General features: G+C 36.5%; 30 protein-coding genes, 9 tRNA genes, 2 rRNA genes and 1 riboswitch. Of the genes, 23 read left to right on the top strand and 18 right to left on the bottom strand.

All coding sequences use genetic code 11. The features are described from left to right. From MT489_RS14865 to MT489_RS14815, 11 genes are all read left to right on the top strand, one after another. Positions 1-118: ribosomal RNA gene (locus tag MT489_RS14865) — 23S ribosomal RNA — on the top strand; the annotation flags it as partial. Positions 119-225: 107 nt separating this feature from the next. Beyond that, positions 226-341 (top strand): 5S ribosomal RNA (gene rrf, locus MT489_RS14860). Positions 342-353: 12 nt separating this feature from the next. Continuing rightward, positions 354-428, top strand: a tRNA-Asn gene (locus MT489_RS14855). Position 429: 1 nt separating this feature from the next. After that, positions 430-502, top strand: a tRNA-Thr gene (locus MT489_RS14850). Positions 503-522: 20 nt separating this feature from the next. Beyond that, positions 523-597 (top strand) — tRNA-Glu (locus tag MT489_RS14845). 49 nt (positions 598-646) lie between these two features. Then, positions 647-722: transfer RNA gene (locus tag MT489_RS14840), tRNA-Val, on the top strand. Positions 723-727: 5 nt separating this feature from the next. Next, positions 728-803, top strand: a tRNA-Thr gene (locus MT489_RS14835). A 15-nt stretch (positions 804-818) separates the two neighbouring features. Then, a tRNA-Tyr gene (locus MT489_RS14830) sits at positions 819-903 on the top strand. Between the two features lie 64 nt (positions 904-967). Further along, positions 968-1,042, top strand: a tRNA-Gln gene (locus MT489_RS14825). A gap of 1 nt (position 1,043) precedes the next feature. Continuing rightward, positions 1,044-1,116: transfer RNA gene (locus MT489_RS14820), tRNA-Lys, on the top strand. Positions 1,117-1,185: 69 nt separating this feature from the next. After that, a tRNA-Ala gene (locus MT489_RS14815) sits at positions 1,186-1,261 on the top strand. Positions 1,262-1,278: 17 nt separating this feature from the next. On the opposite strand, the gene MT489_RS14810 is transcribed toward MT489_RS14815, so the two are convergent. Continuing rightward, positions 1,279-1,929, bottom strand: a complete 651-nt coding sequence (locus MT489_RS14810) for a hypothetical protein (protein WP_244682338.1) — start codon at positions 1,927-1,929, stop codon at positions 1,279-1,281. Positions 1,930-2,090: 161 nt separating this feature from the next. Between MT489_RS14810 and rocF the strand changes: the two genes are divergently transcribed. Continuing rightward, entirely contained in the window at positions 2,091-2,987 is an 897-nt protein-coding gene (gene rocF / locus MT489_RS14805; RefSeq protein WP_244682337.1) for an arginase, read from the top strand. A 30-nt stretch (positions 2,988-3,017) separates the two neighbouring features. Here the strand turns inward: rocF and MT489_RS14800 are convergent, their stop codons facing one another. Continuing rightward, the gene (locus MT489_RS14800) at positions 3,018-3,188 is read right to left on the bottom strand and encodes an aspartyl-phosphate phosphatase Spo0E family protein (protein WP_244682336.1); all 171 of its coding nucleotides are present in this window, start codon (positions 3,186-3,188) and stop codon (positions 3,018-3,020) included. A gap of 199 nt (positions 3,189-3,387) precedes the next feature. Between MT489_RS14800 and sigW the strand changes: the two genes are divergently transcribed. The 6 genes from sigW (at position 3,388) to MT489_RS14770 (ending at position 8,863) form a co-directional block, all read left to right on the top strand. Next, the gene (gene sigW, locus MT489_RS14795; RefSeq protein WP_244682335.1) at positions 3,388-3,951 is read left to right on the top strand and encodes an RNA polymerase sigma factor SigW; all 564 of its coding nucleotides are present in this window, start codon (positions 3,388-3,390) and stop codon (positions 3,949-3,951) included. Between the two features lie 10 nt (positions 3,952-3,961). Further along, complete coding sequence (locus MT489_RS14790; RefSeq protein ID WP_244682334.1) at positions 3,962-4,603, top strand: anti-sigma factor family protein; 642 nt, start codon at positions 3,962-3,964, stop codon at positions 4,601-4,603. 165 nt (positions 4,604-4,768) lie between these two features. Then, entirely contained in the window at positions 4,769-5,599 is an 831-nt protein-coding gene (gene cdaA / locus MT489_RS14785; protein WP_244682333.1) for a diadenylate cyclase CdaA, read from the top strand. After that, a complete protein-coding gene (locus MT489_RS14780; protein WP_244682332.1) occupies positions 5,592-6,836 on the top strand; it encodes a CdaR family protein in 1,245 nt (414 codons plus the stop codon). The genes cdaA and MT489_RS14780 overlap by 8 nt, the downstream gene beginning before the upstream one ends. Before the next feature lie 34 nt (positions 6,837-6,870). Next, positions 6,871-8,220 carry a phosphoglucosamine mutase gene (glmM, locus tag MT489_RS14775; protein WP_244682331.1) on the top strand — a complete coding sequence of 450 codons (1,350 nt, stop codon included), beginning with the start codon at positions 6,871-6,873 and terminating at the stop codon, positions 8,218-8,220. Positions 8,221-8,641: 421 nt separating this feature from the next. Then, a complete protein-coding gene (locus MT489_RS14770) occupies positions 8,642-8,863 on the top strand; it encodes a hypothetical protein (RefSeq protein ID WP_244682330.1) in 222 nt (73 codons plus the stop codon). A 33-nt stretch (positions 8,864-8,896) separates the two neighbouring features. Here MT489_RS14770 and MT489_RS14765 read toward each other — a convergent pair whose 3' ends face one another. The 3 genes from MT489_RS14765 to MT489_RS14755 form a co-directional block, all read right to left on the bottom strand. Continuing rightward, positions 8,897-9,715, bottom strand: a complete 819-nt coding sequence (locus MT489_RS14765) for a flagellin N-terminal helical domain-containing protein (RefSeq protein ID WP_244682329.1) — start codon at positions 9,713-9,715, stop codon at positions 8,897-8,899. 114 nt (positions 9,716-9,829) lie between these two features. After that, positions 9,830-10,936, bottom strand: coding sequence for a 5-methyltetrahydropteroyltriglutamate--homocysteine S-methyltransferase (locus MT489_RS14760; RefSeq protein WP_244682328.1), 1,107 nt, complete (start codon positions 10,934-10,936; stop codon positions 9,830-9,832). Positions 10,937-10,994: 58 nt separating this feature from the next. Then, complete coding sequence (locus MT489_RS14755; RefSeq protein WP_244682327.1) at positions 10,995-12,128, bottom strand: methionine biosynthesis PLP-dependent protein; 1,134 nt, start codon at positions 12,126-12,128, stop codon at positions 10,995-10,997. 73 nt (positions 12,129-12,201) lie between these two features. Then, positions 12,202-12,306: riboswitch (SAM riboswitch) on the bottom strand. Positions 12,307-12,496: 190 nt separating this feature from the next. Here MT489_RS14755 and MT489_RS14750 point away from each other — a divergent pair. After that, positions 12,497-13,603 carry a GGDEF domain-containing protein gene (locus MT489_RS14750; protein ID WP_244682326.1) on the top strand — a complete coding sequence of 369 codons (1,107 nt, stop codon included), beginning with the start codon at positions 12,497-12,499 and terminating at the stop codon, positions 13,601-13,603. Here the strand turns inward: MT489_RS14750 and MT489_RS14745 are convergent. The 6 genes from MT489_RS14745 to MT489_RS14720 form a co-directional block, all read right to left on the bottom strand. After that, positions 13,600-13,755, bottom strand: a complete 156-nt coding sequence (locus MT489_RS14745) for a hypothetical protein (protein ID WP_244682325.1) — start codon at positions 13,753-13,755, stop codon at positions 13,600-13,602. The genes MT489_RS14750 and MT489_RS14745 overlap by 4 nt on opposite strands. A 105-nt stretch (positions 13,756-13,860) precedes the next feature. Then, a complete protein-coding gene (locus MT489_RS14740) occupies positions 13,861-15,000 on the bottom strand; it encodes a hypothetical protein (protein ID WP_244682324.1) in 1,140 nt (379 codons plus the stop codon). Between the two features lie 11 nt (positions 15,001-15,011). Next, entirely contained in the window at positions 15,012-16,274 is a 1,263-nt protein-coding gene (locus MT489_RS14735; RefSeq protein WP_244682323.1) for a hypothetical protein, read from the bottom strand. A gap of 3 nt (positions 16,275-16,277) precedes the next feature. Further along, on the bottom strand, positions 16,278-17,153 hold the full coding sequence (locus MT489_RS14730; protein ID WP_244682322.1) for an ATP-binding cassette domain-containing protein: 876 nt from the start codon (positions 17,151-17,153) through the stop codon (positions 16,278-16,280). A 1-nt stretch (position 17,154) separates the two neighbouring features. Next, positions 17,155-17,916: a hypothetical protein gene (locus tag MT489_RS14725; protein WP_244682321.1), complete on the bottom strand. Its 762-nt coding sequence runs from the start codon at positions 17,914-17,916 to the stop codon at positions 17,155-17,157. Then, a complete protein-coding gene (locus MT489_RS14720; protein ID WP_244682320.1) occupies positions 17,909-18,466 on the bottom strand; it encodes an RNA polymerase sigma factor in 558 nt (185 codons plus the stop codon). Before MT489_RS14720 ends, MT489_RS14725 begins: the two co-directional genes overlap by 8 nt. 227 nt (positions 18,467-18,693) lie before the next feature. Between MT489_RS14720 and MT489_RS14715 the strand changes: the two genes are divergently transcribed. Then, positions 18,694-19,329: a hypothetical protein gene (locus MT489_RS14715; protein WP_244682319.1), complete on the top strand. Its 636-nt coding sequence runs from the start codon at positions 18,694-18,696 to the stop codon at positions 19,327-19,329. A gap of 50 nt (positions 19,330-19,379) precedes the next feature. On the opposite strand, the gene MT489_RS14710 is transcribed toward MT489_RS14715, so the two are convergent. Continuing rightward, the gene (locus MT489_RS14710) at positions 19,380-19,925 is read right to left on the bottom strand and encodes a short-chain dehydrogenase (protein ID WP_280518638.1); all 546 of its coding nucleotides are present in this window, start codon (positions 19,923-19,925) and stop codon (positions 19,380-19,382) included. A gap of 327 nt (positions 19,926-20,252) precedes the next feature. Between MT489_RS14710 and MT489_RS14705 the strand changes: the two genes are divergently transcribed. Continuing rightward, complete coding sequence (locus tag MT489_RS14705; protein WP_244682317.1) at positions 20,253-20,708, top strand: GNAT family N-acetyltransferase; 456 nt, start codon at positions 20,253-20,255, stop codon at positions 20,706-20,708. 90 nt (positions 20,709-20,798) lie between these two features. On the opposite strand, the gene MT489_RS14700 is transcribed toward MT489_RS14705, so the two are convergent. The 5 genes from MT489_RS14700 to MT489_RS14680 form a co-directional block, all read right to left on the bottom strand. After that, positions 20,799-21,524 (bottom strand): TerC family protein, encoded by a 726-nt coding sequence (locus MT489_RS14700; protein WP_244682316.1) that lies wholly within the window; start codon positions 21,522-21,524, stop codon positions 20,799-20,801. 337 nt (positions 21,525-21,861) lie between these two features. Further along, positions 21,862-22,116, bottom strand: coding sequence for an NUDIX domain-containing protein (locus MT489_RS22195; protein ID WP_280518637.1), 255 nt, complete (start codon positions 22,114-22,116; stop codon positions 21,862-21,864). Positions 22,117-22,143: 27 nt separating this feature from the next. Beyond that, the gene (locus MT489_RS14690; RefSeq protein WP_244682315.1) at positions 22,144-23,097 is read right to left on the bottom strand and encodes a bile acid:sodium symporter family protein; all 954 of its coding nucleotides are present in this window, start codon (positions 23,095-23,097) and stop codon (positions 22,144-22,146) included. Between the two features lie 43 nt (positions 23,098-23,140). Continuing rightward, positions 23,141-24,166, bottom strand: coding sequence for a DUF2332 domain-containing protein (locus MT489_RS14685; RefSeq protein WP_244682314.1), 1,026 nt, complete (start codon positions 24,164-24,166; stop codon positions 23,141-23,143). Then, the gene (locus tag MT489_RS14680; RefSeq protein ID WP_244682313.1) at positions 24,144-24,416 is read right to left on the bottom strand and encodes a hypothetical protein; all 273 of its coding nucleotides are present in this window, start codon (positions 24,414-24,416) and stop codon (positions 24,144-24,146) included. The genes MT489_RS14685 and MT489_RS14680 overlap by 23 nt, the downstream gene beginning before the upstream one ends. A gap of 73 nt (positions 24,417-24,489) precedes the next feature. Here MT489_RS14680 and MT489_RS14675 point away from each other — a divergent pair, with 73 nt between their 5' ends. Both MT489_RS14675 and MT489_RS14670 read left to right on the top strand, forming a co-directional pair. Next, the gene (locus MT489_RS14675) at positions 24,490-24,894 is read left to right on the top strand and encodes a VOC family protein (RefSeq protein WP_244682312.1); all 405 of its coding nucleotides are present in this window, start codon (positions 24,490-24,492) and stop codon (positions 24,892-24,894) included. After that, complete coding sequence (locus MT489_RS14670; protein ID WP_244682311.1) at positions 24,891-25,373, top strand: tetratricopeptide repeat protein; 483 nt, start codon at positions 24,891-24,893, stop codon at positions 25,371-25,373. Before MT489_RS14675 ends, MT489_RS14670 begins: the two co-directional genes overlap by 4 nt. A 22-nt stretch (positions 25,374-25,395) precedes the next feature. On the opposite strand, the gene MT489_RS14665 is transcribed toward MT489_RS14670, so the two are convergent. Further along, positions 25,396-26,184: an HAD family hydrolase gene (locus MT489_RS14665; protein WP_244682310.1), complete on the bottom strand. Its 789-nt coding sequence runs from the start codon at positions 26,182-26,184 to the stop codon at positions 25,396-25,398. Positions 26,185-26,190 lie beyond the last annotated feature (6 nt).

The following is a 26,190-nucleotide window of genomic DNA, read 5'->3' as shown; positions in this document are numbered from 1 at the left end:
GATTTCCCATCGCGCAAGCGAGTAAGATCCCTGAAAGATGATCAGGTTGATAGGTCCGGTGTGGAAGTGTGGCGACACATGGAGCTGACGGATACTAATCGATCGAGGACTTAATCAATCTATGATACGGTTTGCCTTCTCTATTATTTGGTTTTGAGGGAATGAAAAATTTCTCTTGAAAAATCTATAAAACATATTATAATAAAATATGTCGATTATGAATTGTCTGGTGACGATGGCGAAGAGGTCACACCCGTTCCCATCCCGAACACGGAAGTTAAGCTCTTCAGCGCCGATGGTAGTAAGGGGCCTCCCCTTGCAAGAGCAGGACGTTGCCAGGCAAGACCTATCATTCCGCAGTAGCTCAGTGGTAGAGCTATCGGCTGTTAACCGATCGGTCGTAGGTTCGAATCCTACCTGCGGAGCCATGCTTCCATAGCTCAGTTGGTAGAGTGCATCCATGGTAAGGATGAGGTCACCGGTTCAAGCCCGGTTGGAAGCTTCGAGTAAAAATAATATTATGGCCCCTTGGTCAAGCGGTTAAGACACCGCCCTTTCACGGCGGTAACACGGGTTCGAATCCCGTAGGGGTCACCATTTTAGTTACAAGAAAGCTGTCGCAGGAATGCGCCGCTTATTATGATTTGGAGGATTAGCTCAGCTGGGAGAGCATCTGCCTTACAAGCAGAGGGTCGGCGGTTCGATCCCGTCATCCTCCACCATATATGCCGGCCTAGCTCAATTGGTAGAGCAACTGACTTGTAATCAGTAGGTTGGGGGTTCAAGTCCTCTGGCCGGCACCATTTTTTTTTTATTTCGGTGGGGTAGCGAAGTGGCTAAACGCGGCGGACTGTAAATCCGCTCCCTCCGGGTTCGGCGGTTCGAATCCGTCCCCCACCACCATTTACATAAAAGATGGATACATTTCTGATTAATGGGTATTATACATAATGTAAATTTTATCCGATGGGCTATAGCCAAGCGGTAAGGCAACGGACTTTGACTCCGTCATTCGTTGGTTCGAATCCAGCTAGCCCAGCCATGAGCCATTAGCTCAGTCGGTAGAGCATCTGACTTTTAATCAGAGGGTCGCAGGTTCGAATCCTGCATGGCTCATCATCCATTCGTTAACAGTTGTCTTGATTAGTGTTCAAGGCTTCTTTTACGTTTCATACATCTATTAAAGGGGCCTTAGCTCAGCTGGGAGAGCGCCTGCCTTGCACGCAGGAGGTCAGCGGTTCGATCCCGCTAGGCTCCACCAACCATATTATTTTAATTTCAATTGTGTCCTGGACGTTGTTCAGGGCTTTTTATTTTATAAAAAGATCGCCACGGATAAAATGCTATATTTAAAATGAGCCATTGAAAAAGTGTCAAGAAAACCCCAAGCTGGTCATAATCCAAAAACCTTAATGTGATAAGTTGTAAAGGAAAGATTAAGAAAAAAATAATCAACATCATTCTATTGTTCTTAGTCCAGGATAATTGTCCTTTATGGCGTTTTTTCTTTAAATCACGATAAATCCAAAAGCAAGACATACTTAAAAAGAATAGATCGATTGGGAAGATAATTTTACCTGCATCAAATTGTGTGCCAAGAGTATCTCCCTTAAAATAAATTGTTTCATTTGAGAAAAATATTGCAGCTGATTCAACAACCAATAGGAAAAGCCATATAAGCAATAACCAATGAAATGGTTTTTGAGCTCCTCGCCATCCTAAATAGATAACGGATAACAGTATAGATGCAAATATAAGTAATAACCAATAATCACCTAAAATCCCATTTCCACCTATCCCAAGCCACCCTGACCAGGTATAAGCTGTGCCATCAAATAATCCTCTAATAATTGGTAACCAAATCATAAATCCACTCATCATGACATAAGCAAGGATGAAATGTAAAAGAATATCAGGTCGCCACTTCATTGAAATATCCTCCCTAGCATTATTAGTACCTTTTACTTATTTCCATACTCCAAAGATGTTTACCTCTATTATGTAATGCATATATATACAAAAAAATGTTGAGTTGAGCCATAAGTATTAAAAAAGTTATGATAACTATACAAAGGGGAGGAGGAAAACCTATGAAAAAGATTTCTATATTAGGTGTTCCCATGGATCTTGGTCAGACACGAAGAGGCGTGGATATGGGACCTAGTGCGATTCGTTATGCAGGGGTTTTAAATCGACTAAACAAGTTAGATTATGACGTAGAAGATATAGGAGATATTGTTGTAAAAGTCGATTCTCTAGAAGAAGATAGTCATATTTCATTGAAAAATTTGAAAGCGATTGCAAGAATAAGTGAAGAACTTGCTTGCTCAATCCAAACCATTATTGAAAATAAAAGATTTCCATTGTTATTTGGTGGAGATCATAGTATAGCTATTGGAACAATTGCAGGAATTAGTAAATTTTATAAAAATCTAGGGGTTATTTGGTTCGATGCTCATGGAGATTTAAATACGGAGGAAACTTCGCCATCGGGGAATATTCATGGAATGCCACTTGCAGCAAGCCTTGGCTATGGTCACCCATCACTAACCGGCATTGGAGGATATGGTCCGAAAGTAAAACCAGAAAATGTTGTGATTATTGGTGCTAGAGATCTTGATAAAGGAGAGAGAGAATTTATAAAGAATAAAAATATTAAGGTTTTTACTATGCATGAAATTGATCGATTAGGGATGACACGAGTTATGGAAGAGTCGATTCAGTTACTAAAAAATAGAACGGATGGCGTTCACTTATCGGTTGATTTAGACGCTCTTGATCCTCACGATGCACCTGGTGTCGGAACGCCAGTTTTAGGAGGAATCAGTTATCGAGAAAGTCATTTAGCAATGGAGATGCTTGAAGAAACAAAACTGATTACTTCCGCTGAATTCGTGGAGGTAAACCCAATTTTAGATGAAAGGAATAAAACAGCCGAGGTGGCCGTAGCCTTGATGGGTTCGTTGTTTGGGGAAAAATTATTATAAATATAAAGCAGTGGCATGCATGACAATGGATTATCGTTTTCCTGTTTTACACGTCACTGCTTGATATTTATTTAAAAGAATATCTAGTTCATAGCTTATTTGGACTACACGCTCATCTAAAAAAGATGAAGCTAAACCAAGTTCGACCATTTTACTTCGATGGGATTCAATTTTTACTAATAATTCTTCCGGATTCAACAATCATGAGCCTCCCCCATATTTATTATCATCTTTATATCCATTTTACAAAATATTAAACAAGATACGGTAAAATTTGTTAATATAGAGTTAATGTGATTTTTTATCGAGAAAAAATTAAAAGGTCAAACCTATACGTGAAACCTTTTTAATATTCATACGTATAAATGGATAACCGCATAGAGCGGGAGGTAGAGAGAGAATGGATTTGATTGTTAATCAAAGAATTAGGGATGTATTAAAGGGCGATCAGGAAGCATTTGGGGAAATCGTAGAATTGTTTAAAGATAAAGTGTTCCAGTTATGCTATAGAATGCTAGGGAATCGACACGAGGCAGAAGATATTGCACAGGAAGCTTTTGTAAGAGCCTATGTGAATATTCATAGTTTCAATCAAAGTAGAAAGTTTTCTACATGGCTTTACAGAATTGCAACAAATCTTTGCATCGACCGTATTAGAAAAAAGAAGCCAGACTATTTTTTAGATGCGGAGCTTGCTGGAACAGAAGGTTTGACAATGTATTCTCAAATTGCTGCTGAGGGGAAATCTCCTGATTCCGAAGTGGAGACGATGGAACTTCAAGAAATTGTTCAACGAGAAATATTGCGACTCCCAGATAAGTATAGGGTTGTCATAGTTTTAAGATATATTGATGACCTGTCATTAAATGAGATTAGTGAAGTGTTGGAAATGCCGCTTGGAACGGTCAAAACCCGAATACACAGGGCGCGTGAAGCACTTCGAAAACAGTTGAACAATTTGTAGAAAGGTGAGAATGAAAGTGAAGGCATGTCCCGAAGAGATTATTCTCTATATGCAAGAGTCTTTAGATAGTGACCTATCTCATGATGAAGAGCAAAAATTAAAAGACCATTTGCAAAAATGCCCTGAATGTCAAAAGCATTTTCAAGAACTTAAAAGAACTGAAGCTTATGTAAAAAGCTCGTCACATATAAAAGTTTCTAGCGGATTTACCGCTGATGTTATGGCAAGATTACCTAAAGAAAAAAGCAGTGCAGGTGTAAAGCGCTGGTTACGCAATCATCCTATTTTGGCGGCAGCTTCTTTATTTTTAGTACTGATGGCTGGCAGTGTATTAAATATATGGAACGATGATCAGAAATTTTCTGTTACAAAACAAGATAATTTAATAGTAGAAAATAATACAGTAATTGTCCCTGAAGGTGAAGTTGTGAATGGGGACATTACCGTAAAAAATGGAAACCTTCGTATTGAAGGAAAGGTTAATGGTAATGTGACCATTATTAATGGAAAGATCATTAATGGAGAGAAATATTTAGCTTCAGCTGGTGATGTTACTGGAGATATTGAAGAAATCAATGAATTGTTTGAATGGCTTTGGTATAAAATTAAAGACGGTGGCAAAAAAGTCGTCAATTTGTTTGAGGAAGAATAAAGAGGATTGAGAGGATTGCATTTTGCAGTCCTTTTTTTCATCTTTGTTACTTGCTCTTTCCTCTGTAGTTGGTTTCGCTGAAATTATGTTATAATGGATTAGTTATTATCCATACTTTAAAAGTATAGTACTTCTCAATTCGATTAAATAGGTGGAGGAAAGAACATGCCGTTTGAGAACCTTACCATCTTGGGTGTCTTATCCCATATAGTGGACATTTTCCTCGTTTGGTACGTTATATATAAATTGATTATGTTCATCCGTGGCACTAAGGCCGTCCAACTTTTAACCGGGATTTTTGTCATCATCCTTGTTTGGATTTTAAGTGGTGTACTTAATCTAAATACATTAAACATGTTAATGGAAACAGTAATGACATGGGGATTTTTAGCGATAATTATTATCTTCCAGCCTGAGTTAAGGCGTGCACTTGAGCAGCTTGGACGTGGAAAGTTTTTTGCAAGAAGTGGTATTCATGAAGAGGAAGAACAAAAGCAAAGACTGGATGCTATTATAAATGCTGTAAATTATATGGCTAAAAGGCGAATAGGTGCCCTCATTTCGATTGAGAAGGAAACGGGAATGGGTGATTATATTGAAACAGGAATCCCGCTCCATTCAAAATTGACTCATGAACTTTTGATTAATATTTTCATACCGAATACACCTCTTCACGATGGTGCCGTCATTATACAAAAAACGCAAATTGCTGCGGCAGCTTGTTATCTTCCGTTGTCAGAAAGTCCCTTCATTTCTAAGGAACTAGGAACGAGGCATCGTGCAGCGTTAGGTATTAGTGAAGTTACAGATTGCTTAACCATTGTTGTTTCGGAGGAAACAGGTGGCATATCTGTTACCAAAAACGGTGAATTACTTCGGGATTTATCTTTAGAGCAGTTGCAAACAGTATTGGAAAAAGAGCTTACTGATGATAACAAAGCTAAACAGTCTTCCTCATCAATTTGGAAAAGAAGGGAGAAGACGAAAAATGGATAAATTTATGGAAAATCCATGGTTTGTCAGAATCATATCAATGCTTTTGGCAATTTTGCTTTTTGTTACTGCAAATGATTATTTTGGCGGAAAGAATTCTGGGACCACGCCAAACGATATGGAAAATGCAAATACAGATACGATAACCAATGTACCTGTTGAAGTATATTACGATTCCGAAAACCTTGTCGTTACTGGAATTCCTCAAACGGTTGATGTGAAGGTTGAAGGGCAGCGTCGATTTGTAGAAGCTGCGAAAAGACAAAGAGATTTTACAGTATATGTTGATTTATCCGACTTTGAAATAGGAAAACATCGTGTTCAATTTTTATATAAAGATATATCTGATAAGTTAAAAGTTACGATTGAACCGTCCTATGCAGATATTTCTCTGCAAGAAAAAGTATCGAAGGAATTTGGAGTAGAGGCTGAATTTAACCGCAGTATACTTGCGGAAGGATTTGAAGCCGAACGCCCTGATGTAGACCCGAAAACAGTAAGAATTACTGGTGCTAAGGATGTCATTGATAAAATTTCTTATGTGAAAGCAACCATTGATGCAAGTGGTCTAATTAGCGACACAATCAAACAATATGCAAAAGTAACGGTTCTTGACCGAGAATTGAACAAGCTTGATGTTATCGTTGAACCTGAATCAGTATTAGTGACAATTCCTGTGACAAATCCTAGAAAAAACGTACCCGTAAAGATTAATACAACTGGTACTCCACCAGATGATATTCATATCAAAACAATCAGCACGGTTACACCTGAGGTAGTCATATTTGGAAGAACTGAAATATTAAAAGATGTTGACGAACTTGAGGTTACAGTCGATGTTAGCGACATTCGCGAAGACACCGAACTTGAAGTTCCACTTAAATATCCACTTGGTGTTAATAAAATTACACCGGATAAAATAAAAGTTAAAATTCTAACAGAGAAAAAACAGGAAGAAAAAACTTTGAAGGATATAAAAATTGAAAACAAAGGGCTTAGTTCAGATTTAAATATGGAGATAGTATCTCCTGTAAATGGAACAGTATCGCTAAAGGTTACCGGTGAAAAGGATAACCTGGAAAAGGCTCTTGATAGTGATTTTCATGTATTGTTAAATTTGAGCGGTCTTAGTGCCGGCGACCATGAAGTTGATTTAGTAGTAGAAGGTTTAAAAGATGTACAGTGGGAACTATCGGAAAAAAAGGCGAAAATACGCTTAACAGAAAAGGAAAATGTGTAAATGATCATTGTTCGAAGAAGGAGCGATAGATATAATGGGTAAATATTTTGGAACTGATGGAGTACGAGGGGTAGCGAATTCAGAGCTGACACCAGAGTTGGCTTTCAAATTAGGTCGCTTTGGAGGTTATGTTTTAACAAAAAACTCAGAACGCCCTAAAATTCTCATCGGCCGCGATACCCGAATTTCTGGCCATATGCTGGAAGGGGCTCTTGTATCGGGATTATTATCGATTGGAGCAGAGGTCATGCGCTTAGGTGTGATTTCTACACCAGGAGTGGCTTATTTAACGAAAGCGTTAGGTGCTCAAGCTGGAGTAATGATTTCTGCTTCACATAATCCAGTTGCAGATAATGGAATCAAATTTTTTGGACCAGATGGATTTAAACTGTCAGATGAACAAGAAGAAGAAATTGAAGAATTGCTAGAATTAGAAGAAGATACATTACCTCGGCCAGTCGGAAAAGATCTTGGACTAGTGAGTGACTATTTTGAAGGTGGACAAAAATATTTGCAATTCCTTAAGCAAACTGTGGACGAAGATTTCTCTGGGATTCATGTTGCGCTGGATTGCGCTCATGGAGCCACTTCATCTTTGGCAACCCATTTATTTGCAGATTTGGAAGCTGATGTATCGACAATGGGCTCCTCTCCAAATGGTTTAAATATTAATGATGGAGTTGGGTCAACTCATCCAGAGGCGCTGGCTGAATTTTTGAAAGAAAAAGGAGCAGATGTGGGACTGGCGTTTGATGGAGATGGGGATCGCGTTATCGCTATTGACGAAAATGGTGACATAGTCGACGGCGACTATATTCTTTACATATGCGCAAAACATATGAATGCAGAAGCACGACTTAAACAATCAACCGTCGTTTCAACTGTTATGAGTAATTTGGGGTATTATAAGGGTCTTGAAGAATTAGGCATTAATAGTGCTCAAACAGCTGTAGGTGATCGCTATGTTGTTGAAGAAATGAAAAATAACGGCTACAATCTCGGCGGCGAGCAGTCCGGACATATTATTTTCCTTGATTACAACACAACAGGTGACGGACTTTTAACAGGACTTCAACTGATTAATACTATGAAGCTTACCGGAAAACCACTTTCAGAACTTGCCAATGGAATGAAAAAATATCCGCAAAAGCTAGTAAACATACGAGTAACAGATAAACATCATGTTACCGACAACGAAAAAGTAAAAGAAATAATTGACCAAGTAGAATCCGAAATGAATGGAAACGGTCGAATCCTCGTTCGCCCATCCGGCACAGAACCACTTGTTCGTGTAATGGCAGAGGCACCGACAAAAGAAGCGTGCGAAGATTACGTTAATCGCATTTCAGCAGTAGTAGAAGCAGAAATGGGCTTGGCGGAGTAAATAGTTTTGATAAGGTGCAATAGAGCGGAATTCTTGCTCTGTTGCATCTTTTTATTATGGGAAAATCCCTTTTTACGAGGAAAGGCAGAACTTGTAATGGATTCGATTTGTAATGGCGTATTAGATATACTGTTTTAATCTCGATGAAAGTCCTGGGTTTATTGATTTGGTAGGTAATCTGGCTCTAATTCCCGAAGAACCGAGGAGATATTCCCATATGATCGGTAATTCAGTTCTAATTCTCGATGAAAGTCCGAGGTTAATTGATTTGATCGGTAATCCAACCTTAATTAACAATGAATCAAGGCGATATTCCAATTTGGTCGTTAATTAGATTCTTATTCTCGGTGAAAGTTCGAATTAATTGGATTTGATCGGTAATCCAGCTTTAATTACCGATGAACCAAGGTGATATTCCAATTTGGTCGTTAATTCGGTTCTTATTCTCGATGAAAGTTCGAGTTATTTGGATTTGGTCGGTAATCCAGCTCTAATTACCGATGAAGCGAGGGGATATTCAAATATGATCGGTAATTCGGATGTAATTCTCGATGAAAGTCCGAGGTTAATTGATTTTATCGTTTATCCTTCTTTAATTCCTAGTGAACCAGGTAGTTTCTCTAATTTAGTCGATAATCAATAGTCGAAAAACAGATATTCATACCAAGTTGTTTTTTTATTTTAACAATTGCAAAACCGAATACGCTTGTTGCATATGCAAGCTCATGACATATTGATTTGCCTGTAGTAAAATATTCGCTTTTGTATAATCCATGATTTCTTTTGCGATGTCTGCATCTCGAATTCTTGATTCGGCCGCAATAAGGTTTTCCTCCATATTCATTGCGTTGTTATAAGCATGTTCCAGTCTATTCATATAAGCCCCTATTTTAGAGCGCTCAGAAGAAACCTTGGTTATAGCCTCGTCAAGCTTTGACATAGCTTTATTGGCGCCATCTCTGGTACTAATGGATAGCTTTTCAATATTGATTCCCGTATCATCGACACCCATATCCCCAATCGACAATTCAATATACTGCCCTGCGTTCGCTCCCGCCTGAATACGAATAGAACTTCTCGAACCATCAAGCAAAGGCATAGAGTTAAACTGAAGATCCTTAGAAATTCGTTGTATTTCTTTTTTCAGTTCTTCAAATTCTAAAGCCAACGCTTCACGATCAGCATCTGTATATGTATCACTTGCAGATTGGACGCTTAATTCTCTCATTCTTTGTAAAATAGCATGTGTTTCATTCAAGCCACCTTCTGCTGTTTGCAGCAAAGAAATCCCGTCTTGAATATTTCGCCCCGCCATATGGAGACCACGAATTTGTGCACGCATTTTTTCCGATATTGCCAGTCCAGCAGGGTCATCACTTGCTCGATTAATCATTAGCCCAGTTGAAATTCGCTCTAGTGATCGCTGTGATATGGCGAGATGCCGATTCATTTGGTTGATCATCGATAATCCTGTACTATACCATTTACCCAGCATCCTTCTCGCTCCTCTCAGCAATAAAAAGTATTTTGGATAATATCGGCATTTTTTACAAATTATGAAGTAAAAACCTGGAGAATATACCTCTCCAGGTTTTTTATCCAGTAAAACTTATCCCCAAACTTCTTTCGCAATCTCAACAATATACTTTAGTTTTTCCCATTGCTGTTCTTCGGTTAGTTTATTCCCATGATGTGTTGAGGCGAATCCGCATTGTGTGCTAAGGCAAATCTGCTCCAATGGAATGAATTTTGAAGCTTCTTTAATGCGGGCGATGACCTCATCTTTATCTTCTAATTCACCTCTTTTGGATGTTAACACACCAAGAACGACTTTCGCTCCTCCTCTTGGAATGTATTCTAATGCTTTGAAGTCTCCTGAACGCTCATCGTCGTATTCTAAGAAGAAACCGTCGACTTTTTCTTTCGCTAACAATGTCGGAGCAATTAAATCATAACTTCCCGAAAATGCCCAATTGGAACGATAGTTTCCACGACAGAGGTGAGTTGTAATATATAAATCCTCTGGTTTGCCTTCCAACACGCCATTTACAACTCGAAGAGCCAAATCAATCAAATATTCCCTTGAATAAGCTCCATCGTTAAAAGGAATATCTGGTGAAGAAAGTCCTGCTATATACACATCATCTAATTGTAAATATCGAACTCCTGCATCATAAAACGCCTGAATCGCATCACGATATGCTTGAATAACATCATTTGCGTATTCTTCAATGTCAGGATAAATACTTTCATCGCGAATTCCAATATTAAATAATTGGTTAGGGCTTGGAATTGTTTGTTTCGCAACCGCACGTCCACCGACTATCTCATTAAATTCAATAAAATCTTTTACGTGTGGGTGAGCAGGGGTGAAAGAAATTTTTCCTGTATTACGGATGTTGTATCTTTCTGTTTCTTCATTGTCATTAAAAATATAGCCAACCTCAGGAACATATCCTTCGATACCATTTAAATGCTCCAAGAAATCTGTGTGCCAAAATCTCCGTCTAAATTCCCCATCTGTTACTGCTTCTAGCCCAACCTCAATTTGCTTATCAACAATTCGTTTAATTTCTTGTGTTTCCACTTCACGTAATTGTTCCGCTGTAATAGTTCCTTCGGCAAAATCTTTTCTTGCTTTATGCAAGTTTTCAGGTCTTAATAAACTTCCCACTTGATCTGCTCTAAATGGTGCTTTTACTAATGTTTTTGTCATGTTTCATTTCTCCTTTTTGTTTTAAAATGTATAACGAATAAAACAGGTTTAGCCGCAATCAGCGACCACCTCCCTTTATAAGGGACAACTCATGCAAGCTTGAAAAAACTTGTTTTAAGTCGGCAATAATATCTTCTGCATTTTCAATTCCTACAGAAAAACGCAGCAGTCGATTGCATATTCCTCGTGCGTATCGCTCTTCTTCAGGGATATCTGCATGAGTTTGGGTGGCAGGGTATGTGATAAAACTTTCGACTCCTCCAAGGCTTTCTGCAAAAAAGATCAACTTAAGATTTCGTAAAAAGAAGTCTACCCATTCACTCTCCCTAAGGCGAAACGATAACATGCCGCCTATTCCGGAGTATAAAACATCGGTAACGAGAGGTTCATTTCGTAAAAATTCTACAATTTTTTTCGCGTTTTCATCGTGCTGTTTCATTCGTAAATGAAGGGTTTTTAAACCTCTGATCAGTAACCAAGAGTCCGTAGGTGAAAGTGTAGCTCCGATGGAATTATGTAGAACGAATAATCTTTCACAAAGATGATTCCCTTTCGCAACGACAAGTCCCGCCAGCACATCATTATGACCACCAATATATTTGGTAGCACTATGTATCACAATATCTGCTCCTAATTCGAGCGGTCTTTGGAAGTAAGGTGTAAAAAAAGTGTTATCCACTATGAGCAGAAGATTATGCTTCTTAGCTAGATGTGAATATTGAATAAGATCAATTTCCTCCATTAGCGGATTAGTAGGAGTTTCAATGAAAAGAGCTTTCGTTTTCTCTGTAATATGTTTCTCAATCTTATTAACATCCTTGAAATCTAAATAGTTCGTCTTTATCCCATAAACATCTGAGTAGTGTTTTAAGAGGCGATATGTTCCTCCATAAATATCTTCTGGGAGTATCAATTCATCTCCTGTTTGGAATAAGGATAAAACTAATTGGATTGCAGCCATCCCTGAGCTGCAAGCAAAGCCTTGATCTCCTCCTTCTAAAGTGGCAATTCCTTCTTCAAGAATGGTGCGAGTAGGATTTTTAGTCCTTGTGTAGTCATAGCCAGTAGACTCTCCAAGCCCAGAATGTTCATAAGCTGTAGATAAATAGATAGGGGGATTAATAGCTCCAGTTTTTGAATCACTTCGATTCCCTAATTGAGCCAATTTTGTTTCAAATCTTGTAACTACCATGTTGTTCAGCCTCCAGCAGCAATAATAAAAAGGACCTTCTAGAAAATAGAAGGTCCTTATAAAAGAAAAGATCTTCTTATCTTCTAGGTTAAAAACCTATTGGAATTAGCACCGGTGCCTTAAAGGTCGGTTGCTGAGACTTCATAGGGCCAAATCCCTCCGTCTCTCTGGATAAGAATAAATATTAAATTTTATTAGTTAGTGTATCCTACTTTAATACAGTTAAAGATAAAGTGCAAGGGAAAATAAAAATAAATCTCAGTATAATAGAAAATGTCAAATAAAATCTTTTATTCCAATAGAAGGTCCGGTACAATAAGAAATAACCAGAAAGGACCTTTTACCCAGGAAGATAGGAGGGAGAAACAATGAGAGACGAAGGTGTTATTCACACTACCAGTTTAATTCGTGATATTTTAAATGCACTTTGGATTATTATCGGAATTTATATCATAGCTACAAGTGTGGATGCTTTTTTCACGACTAAGAATACGTGGCTCTTTGTTCAACGTGTAATTTTCTATCCTTCTATTTTTATGATAATCACGATAGGAATAATCGAAATATGTCTTCGAAAAATAAAAAATCATTTAGAATACATCTTGATTTTAGGTATTAATATTATAGCGAGCGCTATCATATTAACATTATATGAGAAGCCCATCCTTATTTTTCTATTAATTTTTCCAGTGATGGTCTCATTATACTTTTATAAGTCAAAACTATTAAAATTTGCTTGTATTACGGGGATTCTATCAGGGGTGTTTATATACGTTTTTTCCGAACAAGTTCGTGCCCATTTTAAACACTCAGATTTAATAATAATGATTGCTGTTATATTTGGGACCTCTTTATTAATTAATAGTTTAATGAAGCATAGCCATCGACTGGCGAATGATTTATTGCAAACAACAAAGGAAAAACAATATTTATTTTCACAAAACATCCAAATGGAAAAGCTTACTCGAATGGACCCCGTCACTGAGCTGTATAATCATAGATCCTTTCATGAGTATTTAGAAACGTTATTGAAAATGGAATTAATTGATGAGCTAGAAGTGCATATAGCAATTTTGGATATTGATAATTTTAAGAAAATCAATGATACATATGGCCATCAAATGGGAGACTTGGTTATAGTTGAAGTTGCAAAACAAATCAAATCCTTTATGGATAATGATGACTTTGCATTTCGTTATGGTGGTGAGGAATTTGCCATCATCAATATTGGATTGACGACTGAAGAGTTTTTAGAAAAAATGGAAAATATCCGACTTGGAATATCAAGCGTATGCATGGAAGAATTGGAAGGGAATTGTGTAACCATCAGTGCAGGAATCCAAAAATTATTGCCTGCTATGAGTAAGGATATTTTATTTAACGGGGCAGATACATCTCTTTATATTGCTAAGAAATCCGGAAAAAATAAAGTAATTGTCAATTCCGTCCAACAAGCGGTAGTGGGAGCTTATTAAAAACCTTTGAAAAAAGAGTTCAGGATGATAAAAGCAAAAATGATAGCTGCTATGATGATAGCTTCTATAGTATGCCTTTTTGCAAATTTCTTTTGCTGAATTTTTTCCCTATAGTCCATTTGAATTTTTTTCTTTTTGTGATCTAATTTCATAATTGCCTCCCAAAAAGCAGTTTATATACTATTTCTATATTTTGTGAAAAAAACCTTTATGCATATCAAAAACGCCAAGAGAGCTTATCCTCTTGGCATTTTTGCTTACAATACAATATCTAATTTCTTTTCCCTCTTCCATAAAAATACGATGGAGCCAATTACAATTATGTTTAAAGCGATATAACAAGCAGGGACAAGCCAAATTGGAAGCCACATGCTGATGATGAGGTTAAGTAGATATTTTAATCCGAATAAGAGAAGTGCTAATATAATTGGCACTTGAATTCCAATAAGAGCAATATAGCTTGGAACAAGGTTAGATACTCCTAAAGACACGAAGGTTAATAAGGATCCCAACACATAAATTGCGATAGTAGATAGTACGATATATTGGAAAAACGTTAAGTTATACCAAGAAACTCCGCCGATAAACGAATTAACAGGTACTTCGAAAAAAATCGAAGGGTTGTTTAATGAGTAAAGGCATAAATAGATTGCAAGTAATCCTGTAATGACAACAAATGTAGAAATAAGCCCGGCAATAAGCTTCTTCTTAAAAATGGATCTACCAATGTTTGATGTGTATTGTAAATCAACTATATTTCTTGTTCGGTCACTAAGAAAAATAGGGGAGATGACAAGTACGACACTAATTAGAACAGCAATAGCAATATTCATAATTATATCTTTAAAATTCATTAAGGAAACTTCCGGGTATAGGTCAAATTGACCCGTCTTTTTCAATTCGACTAAATGTTTTTGTCCGATGGAATCAGCTCGGTTGATTTCATTTTCAATAATCATTTCTTGATCTTGATGGAATTCTAATAATCTCTCCCTCTCTTGAAGCTCCCAGAATAAATCAACTTCTTCTTCAAAAACGATCTTATCACGAAGCTTCATTTGAGCTTCATTATTGCGGTCCATATTTACAAAATCCTCATAAGATTGGACTCCAACTTTATTAAAATCATCATACGATTGTATGAATTCATCCGCTTTCTGTACTTCTTCTTCGTATTTCTTTTTGAAATCGCCCTTTTCAGACACATCCATTACAGGTCCATAGTTTTTAACCATTTCCGCACCTATCCGGTAAGAATCCAAGGATGGTCTACCGTTAGGAAAGTGTTTGATATTAAAATCAATCAAAAAGTAGTACAAAATCAAATTGACGAAAGCTACAACGAGGAGTATTCTCCAGTTTAAGATTTTTCGAATTTCTAGTAATAAAATCTGCATATTATTTCTCCTTACGAGATATCTAGTTTCGCGAACTTTTTCAAAGCTACATAACAACAAATGGCGAAGATCACTGTCCACGCTAAGATAGTGCTTACTTCATAATATTTAAACATTGTAAGCCCACCCGTCCCCATCCACCATTGATGAGGATTTAAAACGAGACTGGATAAATTAAATCCAGCTAATATTTTTAATTGTAAAGAGCCTGGTATAAATGCAGGTAAAATAAACAAGGCAATAAAGATCACAGCAAATAAAATAAATGTAAAATAGCTGTTTTTCAGCATTACAGATAAGCTAAAAGTAAAGGTTGAAAATAATAACATGCAAATATATGAAATGATGATTGCTAAAAGCAGATAAGTCAAAAAGGAGAAATCCCACCAGGGTACGTACGGGAAATTGTAATCCCAATTAAAACCGCTGCTAATCACCGTTTTCCATAAATAAGAATAATCAAACGCCATAAAAAATGACGCTAACGTAATAATGAGTAAAAACAAGGTAATGATGGAGGTTGTAATTAACGATGCTATAAATTTATCCAACATTAGCTTCCTGCCTCTACGCGCCGTATACGTTACAAGTTGGGTTCGATTTTCAAATTCGAAATTTGTAATCAAGGCAGTCGAAAGTACGACTAAAATCATTGCTTCGATTAAGACGGTTATAAACAAAGTGCGAAATAATAGACTATGCATCGCGTATGGCTTACCAGCAAAAAACCAGTGCATGTATTCCTTGTTCTTTTTCAATTCTTCGAAACGAGTTGCAAATTTTGTGTATTCATTCCTAAGCATTTCGGCTGCAGTGCCACTCAGTCGAGAACCATTTATCGCTTCTTCGCCCATCTTATTTATATTAAACTTAGCATAAGTAGGATCAAATGATTTTGCCATTCCAACATACATTTCTTTCAAATGCAGCTCGTAAAAAGATTGCAGCTCTTTTGATGTAAATAGTTCTTGATTCTCATAGTTTAATTGAGCAAAAAAGTCTGATGCATGCTCAAATGTTTGCCCCGACTTTTTTTGAGTAACGGAATTCAAATGGGACAATCCTGGCTGCAAATCATCTTCCAGCTTCAAAAGAGATTCATCCGTAATCTGAGTTCCATATTTTTTAGCAATTTGATTAACAACACCCAATTCCTCTTTAAAATCAGAAGAGTCATAGACTAAAAAGACATTCCAAGCGGAAAATAAAAGCAATAAGGCAAGAATGATTGGTGAGGAGAGCGCTTTTTTACATTCTAATAAAATAATCCTCATGATCTACACTTCTCCTTGCAAATCATCGCGATATTCGTACAAAAACACATCTTCCAAATGAGGAATAACCGGCACCCAATCCTTGTCCATTTCGCCTTTATGAACAAAGCGTACTAACACATTGCCACGTTCTTGTTTTTCACCAATAAGAGCATATTTTTTTCGAAAAGCCTCTAATTCATCGTTCGAGATGGAGGTTTCATAGATGAACCCATCTAACTTATCGCAAATAGATTGGGCAGTGTCTTTAAACAGAAGCTCCTGATTCTTTATCATAATGACTTGATTGGCAATTGATTCGATATCTGAAACGATATGGGTAGAAATGATGATTAGTCGGTCTCTAGATAAGCCAGTCAAAAGCTGACGGAATCGCGCCCGTTCTTTTGGATCGAGGCCAGCTGTAGGCTCATCCAGAATCAATATTTTGGGGTCATTTAATAATGCCTGAGCGATACCAACACGCTGGATCATCCCACCAGAAAATTTTCTCATTTTCTTATTAGCGACTTCACTGAGCGCCACTTTTTCGAGTAGCTCATCAATAATAGTCAATGCCGTTTTTTTATCAATTCCTTTTAGAGCGGCAAGATACAATAAATACTGTTTCGGCGAATAGTGCTTATAATAGCCGAAGTTTTGCGGCAAGTAGCCAAGGATATCGCGGTAATCCTCATCAAGGTCGATAATATTTGTTCCGTTATAAAGGATTTCTCCTTTTGTTGGGGAAATAAGTGTTACGAGCATTTTAATCAATGTCGTTTTCCCGGCACCGTTTGGAGCGAGAAGCCCATAAATTCCTCTATCAAATTCAAGGTTAATTTGTTTTAATGCAGTAAAGTCTCCATATTGTTTACTAACATCTTTTACAACCAACATATTAAAAAACTCCCTCCGCTGGCTTTGTTTGGACCAGCTTGCTTAAGTAAAGTAGATACAGAATTGTGCTACCAACAAGAACGATTCCGTAGATAAAAATTGGAATGGTCATTAAAAAATGAATATAAGCTTTATTGTTTAATAAACTGAGGACAATATTAAGCCCAATCCAGCCGGCCCCAACCTGAAGAGCAGTCAATCCAGAACCCCTCTTCATGAAAACTATTAGAAAAATAATCGAAAACAGGAATAGAGCCGTCGTTGAGATCATGAATGCTCTAAAAAATTGCAGCGTGTCGAACATAGAAACAAGTGAGACTATGCTGACGGTGTTCACGATGATAGAAATCACGCTGAAATTGAACATCCGAAAGGCAGCCACTTGATACAGGTTATATTTTGTAACCATCTCCAATTCGAAGGTTGCACTATGCTTTTTATGGAAAAGGTCATAAAGCGATAGTGCCATAAAGAGTAGCGGTGAAATCAAAAAGACAAACGCATACACATCTGTTTCATTAACATTTGATGGCTCGGTAATCGTAAGGAATAAAAAAACAAGGACAGCGAGCACTGATAATGTAATCAAGACTCCATCCCTCGGGTTCGTAAATAGATATCGAAATCCGATTTCTTTGTAAAGATTGAGTAAAAAAGATGGGAAGGATTCTTTTCGTTTCACTCCAGCTCTGACAATCGTTTTAATTTCTTTTTGAATAATCTGATCATCAGGCAAAGGAATATGGAATTTTTCTTTATTCATGATGATGCACCTGCATTTCCTTTTTAATAAGTTTGATAGCTGCATAGTACCTTGTTTTTACAGTAGATAGCGGAACTTGTACCATTTCAGCAATTTCCTGCAAAGTATACTCTCCAAATAACCTTAGACGGATAATTTGCTGTGAGCTTGTCTCCAATTCGTTAATAATTGAGGTAATTTGTTCAACATCCTCTTTGTACTCAAAGGAGATTGTCATATCCTCTAGCCTTTCAAAATCATGCCCTTCCAATGACTCTGTTAGCTTCCGATATTTATAGTTTTTCGAACGGAAGTAATCCACCAGTCGATTAGAGGCAATTTTGTATAGCCACGTCCGAAAAGATGCCTTTTTATCATCGAATTGTCCAATTGATTTTAGTACACTAATAAAAATATCCTGAGTCAGATCTAGAGAAAGATCCGAATCAATCGTTTGCTTGTATACAAAGGCGTACATTTCCCGATAGTACTTGGAAATTAGTTCATTGGCGGCTTCATGACTTCCGTTTTTCTTTATTTTCTTAATCCAACGCTGTTCTTGTTTCATCATCTCACTGCCTTCTAACCATATATTCGTAAGAAGAGGGAAAAAAGTTTGAATAAAATTAAATAAATTTAAGCTTACTCCGAATTAAATACAAAAAGTTTCTTATAAAAAGAATAGTAAATAGAGAGTTTAAAAAACACTTTTTAGCTTTAGGAATAAGTGTTAATATATGAGTGAATACAATTGGAAAATATTTCATTATATGTACGTCTGTTTAAAGGGGATGGAAAATGAAGAACATCAAGGGGCTTTCAGTCAAAATCATAGTTTCACTACTGATCATTTCATTGTTTTATAATTTTAAACTAATGCAAAGTACGAAGAAGTTAAATGAGGAACTTATAATTAATTATGAAACAAAGCTAAATAGTATAAATACGGAGTTATATTCCGTTTTAAAAACGATGAATTTATCCATTTCAAATAATAAAATATACGTAGGAGAAACTGGAATTGTTAAAGATTATTATGAAAGAGATCTAAGGGAAATATCTATTACGTTTGTAGACTTATCACGTTTAAATAATACAACATATTCTAATGCAGATTTAAAAGAGATTGATATTTCTTCATTGCGAAATACACTGAGTTCTTACTCTGAATTTTTGGATTTATTATATAAGCGTCATGAAAAAAGTCGAAATAAATCAGAACAATATATCGATTTAAATTCAAATGATTTAGAGGGAATTACTATAATAAAAGACTCAATGGAGGATCTTTTAAATGTTATTACTAGTACTCAGGGAAATAAAGATAGATTGATTAATATAATGCAGGAATTAACAAATTACTCAAAATCAAAGGAATTTGAAGAAAAGAGATTGAAAATAAAAGAATTAACTAAATCTTTGAGTCAAGGTTGAGAACTGTATCGTAAAGGAAAGTGCCAGATTTACAATGGCACTTTTATTTATTAAGGTCTCATATCCCAAGGTTCTACTGTTCCAATAGTGTGAACAGATTGGTCTTGAAAGATGGCTTTTATGACGCCTGCTGAAATTTCCTGGTGAGTAAGCCAGCGTGAGCGGTTATGTTCAATGATAAATCCAAGATGAATTTGTCTATAAAGGCTAGAATCAGGAACTCTTACACGATCAATGACTTCTTTTAAATTCGTACTGCTTCCTAAAATGTGAAAAAGTCTCCAAGGATGCTCAAATAGATTGTTCTCTTCAGCGATGATTGGAATTGTATTGTCAGCGCCAGAATGAATCCAAGCAACTACAATATCGAAAGGGCCATTCATTTCTATTAAATTCTTAATTTTATCCCTAAACAATTCTTCAGCTTGATAATTGACCAAAGCCGGCGTAATCGCTGTTGAATGATTCGCCCGCTTAATAAGTTCAGCCATCCGCACTTCGTTCCGAGCAATAACAGAAACACGATATTCGTTAGCAAGAAATAATGAGACATCAGCCAACATTCCAGTGCCGCCTATGACTAGGGCATGCTTCATGACAGATCAGCTCTCACGAATAAAGACTATTAATTTTTGACTACTTATGATAGATATGGCTATTAACACTGGGATAATTATTATAAGGAAGACTAAGTTAAAAGCAGAGTGAACTTCGATTCCGATTGTGTTAACAGTAAGCTGTATCAATTTAAAATATAGAAAAAAGAACACAGCACTTAGTGAAAATTTTACTAAGGTCATGATCTCACCTACTTTATCATTATATTAACTTAATTGTTGCAGAAAAGTCTGCAAACTTCAATCTAGCTTTTTCGTCAATTAAGGTATTATCATAGTTAAAACACAGTGAAAGAAGATGAAAAAATGGAAGTAAGTAGTACAAAAGATTACGAACTAATCGCCACCCTTAATAAAACTGTTCATGAACTTCATGTTCAGTTATACCCGGAATATTTCAAAGAATATCATTTTGAAAATGTTAAAAGCTTCTTTGAGGGTCTCATCCAAAAGGACAATCAGTTATTCTTGATTATAAAAAGGGAGGACGAAGCTTTAGGGTATGCATGGATTGAACTAAAAGATTACCCGGAAAACGTTTTTAAAAAAGGATATAAATCGGTATATGTTCATCAACTGAATGTCTTAAGACCTAATCAAGGGCTTGGCTCTTTGTTAATGGATAAAATTTATGAAATTGCGAAAGAGCAAAAGATTAAATTGGTTGAGCTTGATTATTGGGCTGATAATCATGCAGCAGAGAGATTCTATCACAAACAGGGCTTTACAAAATATAGGGAGTTTTTGTATAGGGATTTATAAGAAGGGATAAAAAAGCTATGCTATCCTTTTTTTTTCATCCCTTATGTATTATTGGAAAGTCCAATTTTATTCTTAGACTGGATTCCTGTTTTAATTTCTTTCTTTGGATAAAAACCACCCGCCAATAGCGATTAGAAGCATAACCGCCCAAAAGATTGTGTTCCATATAGGGCCTTCAACAAATTCATGTGAAATGATGTGTAAAGCTGGATGTGCAAGAGTGTGCATTAATAACTTAACTCCTACCCAGCCGACAATTAACATCGCTGCAGTTTCCAAACTTGGACGTTTCGTCAAAATCTTTACGAAGAAGCCGGCTGCAAATCGAATGACGATTAGCCCTGCAATCGCACCTAATAAAATGACAATAAACTTTGCACCATCCATACCCCCTATTTGAAACATTGGGGTATCAGGTAATGCAATAACTAGAGCCACAGCAGCTAATATAGAATCAATCGCAAATGCTATATCGGCTAATGCAATTTGGGTAACAGTTAAAGCATAACTTTTCCCTTTCTTCTCTCTATTTTTGTCTCTTTTAAGTAAATGTTTTAAAGCAATGAATATTAAATAGGCGGCTCCAATTGCCTGGACTTGCCAGACGTGGAAAAGGAACGAAATGATAAAAATGGCACCTATTCTAAAAATAAAAGCCAATAACAATCCAATATTAATTGCTTTTTTTCGCTGTTTTTCTGGTAAATGTTTTGCCATGATGGCTAAAACTAAAGCGTTGTCGGCAGATAATAAACCTTCCAAAAAGATTAAAACAATTAAAACCCATCCATATTCTAATAATAATGATATCTCCATTTGTCCACCTGAAATCCTATTTATAGTGAGGAAATATATTAAAGATTTATCCATTTTTAAATCCTAAATATAGTGCCCTAGTAACGACTACATTATTCTAATATTCAGTGTCTACTTAATCACCATGTATCATGTTTAGGAAAGTCCTGTTTTATATATTCTTGAATTCGTTTTTTGCTACCGGGCGAAATATCTTTGGGTAAATCGTGAAGATTAAAAAATGCTATTTTTTCTATTTCTGTATTATTTTTATGATTCAAAGTAAATTCATTGTATAAGAAAACGGTAATATGATCATTTTTGTATTCATAAAAATTACTATACACACCAAAAAGCGTTAACCCAAAAGGTCTGCTCCAATTTCCTCTTTGCATTCTCTTCTAATTGCCCGCTCAAGAGTTTCGCTTTTCTCTACGCCTCCACCGGGAAGATACCAGTGATTTTGATAAGTGTGTTTCACAAGTAAGACTTTCTCATCTTGAATCAATAATATTCTTACACCTAACGTAATCGGCCTTGATATATACCATTTCAGCTTGTATATTTTGTATAACGTTTTTTTAAATATGCTTATGAGATCATCCTTTAACAAAAATAGTTTTTCGAATGATTTCTTAGTTTAAATAGATGGAGCTTCAAATTTCATTTTATATTTTTCAACAACTTTGCTATACAAGGATGCTAATACTTGTTGGAATAGCATACCGAATACAACAGGCATCGCTACTTTCGCAGGGAAATAAGTTGTTGCAACAATCACGCCAATAGCGATGTTCCGCATGCCGCCGATAAAAACAAATGTTGTGACGATACGGGTATCTTTCCAAATTATATGTCCAAGGATTAGGGCTATGGCATAACCGGATGCAGCAATGAAAAGGACAAGAAAAATAACACTAACTAATTCCCATGTTATTTGTTTTAAATATGGAGCTATAGCACTGCTGTTAATCATGACTACGCCAAACAAACATAGCTTAGAGAATGGAGCAAGCTTTGTTCCGAGGGTCATTTGGATATTGCCTTTCGTTAGTTCGTTTAACAATACACCTACTACAGTCGGTAATACGATCATCCAAAGTAAATCCAATATTAGTGAGGATGTATCAATAGCAATTGATTCTCCAACAGCAATATGCAACAAAGCAGGCATTAACAGTGGCGACAATAATGTATCAATCAAAATAATCGATAAACAAAGAGGAAGGTTACCTCGACAAATACTTACCCAAATAACACTTGTAACTCCTGTTGGTACAGCGACCGAAATAACAAAACCAATCGTCAGTAAATGATCGTCAAAAATGATGGTTGATAAAAAATACGCCCAAATAGGCATGATTATATGTAAAAAAGCAATGCTGCCCAAAATAATGGCGGAATGTTTCGAAAAACTTTTAACGTCTTTAACGTTCATACTTAAACTACTGGAAAACGTCATAAATGCAAATAACCAAGAAACTAAAAATAATAAATGCACACCAATATTTTGAAATATTACACCAATCACTAAGCTAAGAGGTGTCAAAATAGGCAACAATTTTTGAAGCCATTTATTCAAGTTGTCAAACACAGTCAGTTCCTTCTTCTTTCATTGGATTTGCTTGAAAATAGTCTTAGTGCAGCCCCCATTCAAACCATCTTCCATGCCCATCTGTTTCCCCGATAATAAGTTGTTCTTCACCGCCGTTCAAATAGGAATCAAGATGTAGTTTGCGGTCCCACATATTATTGTAGAGATGAAATACGTCCCTTTGGGTGCCTAGCTTTTTAACAATATTAATGAGTTCATGCTTTAATTGTTCAGGCATTTGATTCGCCACATGGGTATGGAAAATGCAAATGGCACTATCTTCAGGAGTCTGTTTAGCAATATCATATAATAATGAAACTCCATCGCCTTCAATTAAATTCACTGGATTTTCGCTAAAAAGTTGAGCAGCTTTTTCAAAAAGCTTCACTCTATCTTGGTGTTCAGGCCAAATGAGTGACCTAAGCCAAAGCTCGTTTTCTGGATCTGTAATATCACAAACATGTAAATCCAATCCAACCTTTGATACGACAGGAGGAATATTTTCTAGGTGGGATGGGAATAGTTCACCCCGAATTTCAGCATAGATTTGCAATTTGGATGTCTTTTTTCCATAGAGATGACCATCTCCATAGGAATAACAATACTGATCCCATAACAACTGAAGTCCGGCACTCGTTCCAATTTCTATTAAGGACAATGGCTTCTTCACTTTATCATACATATAGCAAAAGCTTGGATACAAATAAGCACTGCGTCGCACTTCATTTGTCTGCACTCGCTTTGTTTGCAGCAGATGTAAAACTTCACTTTTAAAAGCTAAGCAGAAATTTTTAAAATGAGGAAAAATGCCTTCTAGATTCAGCGGTTGCTTCACTAAACTAGGATAATATTCTTTCAATGGATGCTTGAACCCTGATTGTAAAAGATAATGGACAGCTCCTAAAAATAAATTAGGAATCGGTTGGCCTTCTTTGGCATGAGAGCTTAGCTCAAGTAAGTCTTTATCTTCGGAGATTTTTAACGACAAATATTCATATAATGGGCTTGAACCTTTGCACTCATGTTCTGCAAAGTTTATAAATCGATTAGATTGTTGAGTGATCTCCATTTTTGACTCCTTTAGACTTTTTATAAGAGAAAATTAGAATCCCGCAGATGAGGGCAACCCCTATAAAGGTAAAAACCAAAAAGCGAGGGTCGACAGCATATCCAAATGCAACTTCAGAATCCAATTCGACTGCGTTTTCTATATTAGGTGTAAAATTTTTAGTAAGAATATAGCCATATAGAATAGTCCCACCAAAATATATTAAGTGAAGCGCTAAGGATGCAAGCAATGACTGAATAAAGATTTTCATATGTTATTTACCTTTCGAAATGATTTAACTCTAGTATAATATTCAGTATTAAGAAAAAACAGGTGATAAAAGAATGATTCATCATATTGAGTTATATGTTTCCAATTTGAAAAAGTCCATAGAATTTTGGGGATGGCTCCTTGATGAGTTGGGATATAGTGTTTATCAAAAGTGGGATAAGGGTCAAAGCTGGAAGCTGGGTGAAACGTATATCGTTTTCGTACAGGCGGAGGAACGGTTTTTAGATATACCGTATCATCGCTGCCGTGTAGGACTTAATCATCTGGCATTTCACGCCCGTTCCCGTGAGCATGTGGACGAAATGACTGCCAAGTTGGAAGAGAGTAACGTTCAAATTCTATATAAAGATAAACATCCATTCTCAGGAGGGCCTCAACATTACGCAGTGTATTTTGAAGATCCGGATCGGATAAAAGTAGAGCTTGTTGCTCCTGGGAGTGGAGGCGAGAACAATTGAAACAGCTGGAAGAAGCAATTGAACTTCGAAATAGTGGTAGTCATTTAGAAGCGAATGAACTTCTCGTTCGCCTTGCTGAAAAGTTTTCTACTAACGCCGATGTCCAATATCATTGCGCTTGGAGTTTCGATGTATTAGGCAAGGAAGCTGAGGCTGTTCCATATTATGAATTAGCTCTAAAATTAGGGTTAAATGATTCAGATGCAAAAGGGGCCTTTTTAGGCTTGGGCAGTACATATAGAACACTGGGAGAATATGAAAAAGCAGGGAGAGTACTAGAAGAGGGCATCAATCGGTATCCAGATTTTCTTGCTTTAAGAGTTTTCCAAGCAATGACACTATATAATGTAAAAAATTATGAAAAGGCAATGGAAATGATGTTGCTAACACTCACACAGACTAGTTCTGATGAATCTATTCAATCGTATAGAAAAGCAATCGAGTTTTACGCCAAAAATTTAAATGAAACTTGGAAATAACGAACGAAGGTTGTCGATTATATTAATCGACAACCCCAATTGATTTCAATCCGTTGTATATCCCTGAATCCGTAACGGCTGTTGTTCTTCTGCTTCCGTACGCAAACAAATTTGGATTTGAATTCCCCATTGCGAATCCTTCTCCCACCGCAGATAACATTTCTTTATCGTTCATCCCATCTCCAAAAGCAATAGCTGCTTCTTTCTGTATGTCCATGATTTGCAATATTTTTTTTACGGCTTCACCTTTATTGACCGTATCTCGAATGACGTCATAGCAATGCCGTAAGCCATCGACATTTACTTGTGAAAAATGGTAGCTCGAATTGATCTCGTATAACTCTACTTCTTCCGGCCTCAAGTTGATCAACGTTGCACCTAAAATTTGATCTGCGACATCTGTTGTGAACAATTCATTATACTTTGTCTGGAATTTTTCAATAAAAAGATCGACATGTGGTGAATCCATCGAAGTAAAATAATTTTTCTCACTCGTGTATAGGACTATTTCATGACCATGCTTTTTTGCAATTGCAACAAAATCCAACACGATATCACGGCTCATCGGTTCATCTACGATTGTTTCACCGTGATATTTAGCTAATGCTCCATTATAGCCAATGAAGGAATCGACATTCAGCTCATCTGCTAGATCGGAAATTTCATGGAGCGGTCTTCCCGTTGCTAGAAAAACTTGAATTCCTTTTGATTGAGCTTGTAAAATCGCATTTTTAGTTGATTCTTCATAAGTGTGGTCTAGCTTTAAAATAGTGCCATCTATGTCTAAAAATAACGCTTTATAGTCTGTCATCAGTTT

The sequence above is a fragment of the Lederbergia wuyishanensis genome, from assembly GCF_022900255.1.
In the GTDB taxonomy this organism is placed as follows: domain Bacteria; phylum Bacillota; class Bacilli; order Bacillales; family Bacillaceae_C; genus Lederbergia; species Lederbergia wuyishanensis.
This window is presented reverse-complemented; position numbering and strand designations above follow the sequence as displayed.

Coding starts and splice junctions, on each gene's coding strand:
- MT489_RS14810 (WP_244682338.1), bottom strand. CDS start 1,929: ATGAAGTGGCGACCTGATATTCTTTTACATTTCATCCTTGCTTATGTC.
- rocF (WP_244682337.1), top strand. CDS start 2,091: ATGAAAAAGATTTCTATATTAGGTGTTCCCATGGATCTTGGTCAGACA.
- sigW (WP_244682335.1), top strand. CDS start 3,388: ATGGATTTGATTGTTAATCAAAGAATTAGGGATGTATTAAAGGGCGAT.
- MT489_RS14790 (WP_244682334.1), top strand. CDS start 3,962: ATGAAAGTGAAGGCATGTCCCGAAGAGATTATTCTCTATATGCAAGAG.
- cdaA (WP_244682333.1), top strand. CDS start 4,769: ATGCCGTTTGAGAACCTTACCATCTTGGGTGTCTTATCCCATATAGTG.
- MT489_RS14780 (WP_244682332.1), top strand. CDS start 5,592: ATGGATAAATTTATGGAAAATCCATGGTTTGTCAGAATCATATCAATG.
- glmM (WP_244682331.1), top strand. CDS start 6,871: ATGGGTAAATATTTTGGAACTGATGGAGTACGAGGGGTAGCGAATTCA.
- MT489_RS14765 (WP_244682329.1), bottom strand. CDS start 9,715: ATGCTGGGTAAATGGTATAGTACAGGATTATCGATGATCAACCAAATG.
- MT489_RS14760 (WP_244682328.1), bottom strand. CDS start 10,936: ATGACAAAAACATTAGTAAAAGCACCATTTAGAGCAGATCAAGTGGGA.
- MT489_RS14755 (WP_244682327.1), bottom strand. CDS start 12,128: ATGGTAGTTACAAGATTTGAAACAAAATTGGCTCAATTAGGGAATCGA.
- MT489_RS14750 (WP_244682326.1), top strand. CDS start 12,497: ATGAGAGACGAAGGTGTTATTCACACTACCAGTTTAATTCGTGATATT.
- MT489_RS14745 (WP_244682325.1), bottom strand. CDS start 13,755: ATGAAATTAGATCACAAAAAGAAAAAAATTCAAATGGACTATAGGGAA.
- MT489_RS14740 (WP_244682324.1), bottom strand. CDS start 15,000: ATGCAGATTTTATTACTAGAAATTCGAAAAATCTTAAACTGGAGAATA.
- MT489_RS14735 (WP_244682323.1), bottom strand. CDS start 16,274: ATGAGGATTATTTTATTAGAATGTAAAAAAGCGCTCTCCTCACCAATC.
- MT489_RS14730 (WP_244682322.1), bottom strand. CDS start 17,153: ATGTTGGTTGTAAAAGATGTTAGTAAACAATATGGAGACTTTACTGCA.
- MT489_RS14725 (WP_244682321.1), bottom strand. CDS start 17,916: ATGAATAAAGAAAAATTCCATATTCCTTTGCCTGATGATCAGATTATT.
- MT489_RS14720 (WP_244682320.1), bottom strand. CDS start 18,466: ATGATGAAACAAGAACAGCGTTGGATTAAGAAAATAAAGAAAAACGGA.
- MT489_RS14715 (WP_244682319.1), top strand. CDS start 18,694: ATGAAGAACATCAAGGGGCTTTCAGTCAAAATCATAGTTTCACTACTG.
- MT489_RS14710 (WP_280518638.1), bottom strand. CDS start 19,925: ATGAAGCATGCCCTAGTCATAGGCGGCACTGGAATGTTGGCTGATGTC.
- MT489_RS14705 (WP_244682317.1), top strand. CDS start 20,253: ATGGAAGTAAGTAGTACAAAAGATTACGAACTAATCGCCACCCTTAAT.
- MT489_RS14700 (WP_244682316.1), bottom strand. CDS start 21,524: ATGGAGATATCATTATTATTAGAATATGGATGGGTTTTAATTGTTTTA.
- MT489_RS14685 (WP_244682314.1), bottom strand. CDS start 24,166: ATGGAGATCACTCAACAATCTAATCGATTTATAAACTTTGCAGAACAT.
- MT489_RS14680 (WP_244682313.1), bottom strand. CDS start 24,416: ATGAAAATCTTTATTCAGTCATTGCTTGCATCCTTAGCGCTTCACTTA.
- MT489_RS14675 (WP_244682312.1), top strand. CDS start 24,490: ATGATTCATCATATTGAGTTATATGTTTCCAATTTGAAAAAGTCCATA.
- MT489_RS14665 (WP_244682310.1), bottom strand. CDS start 26,184: ATGACAGACTATAAAGCGTTATTTTTAGACATAGATGGCACTATTTTA.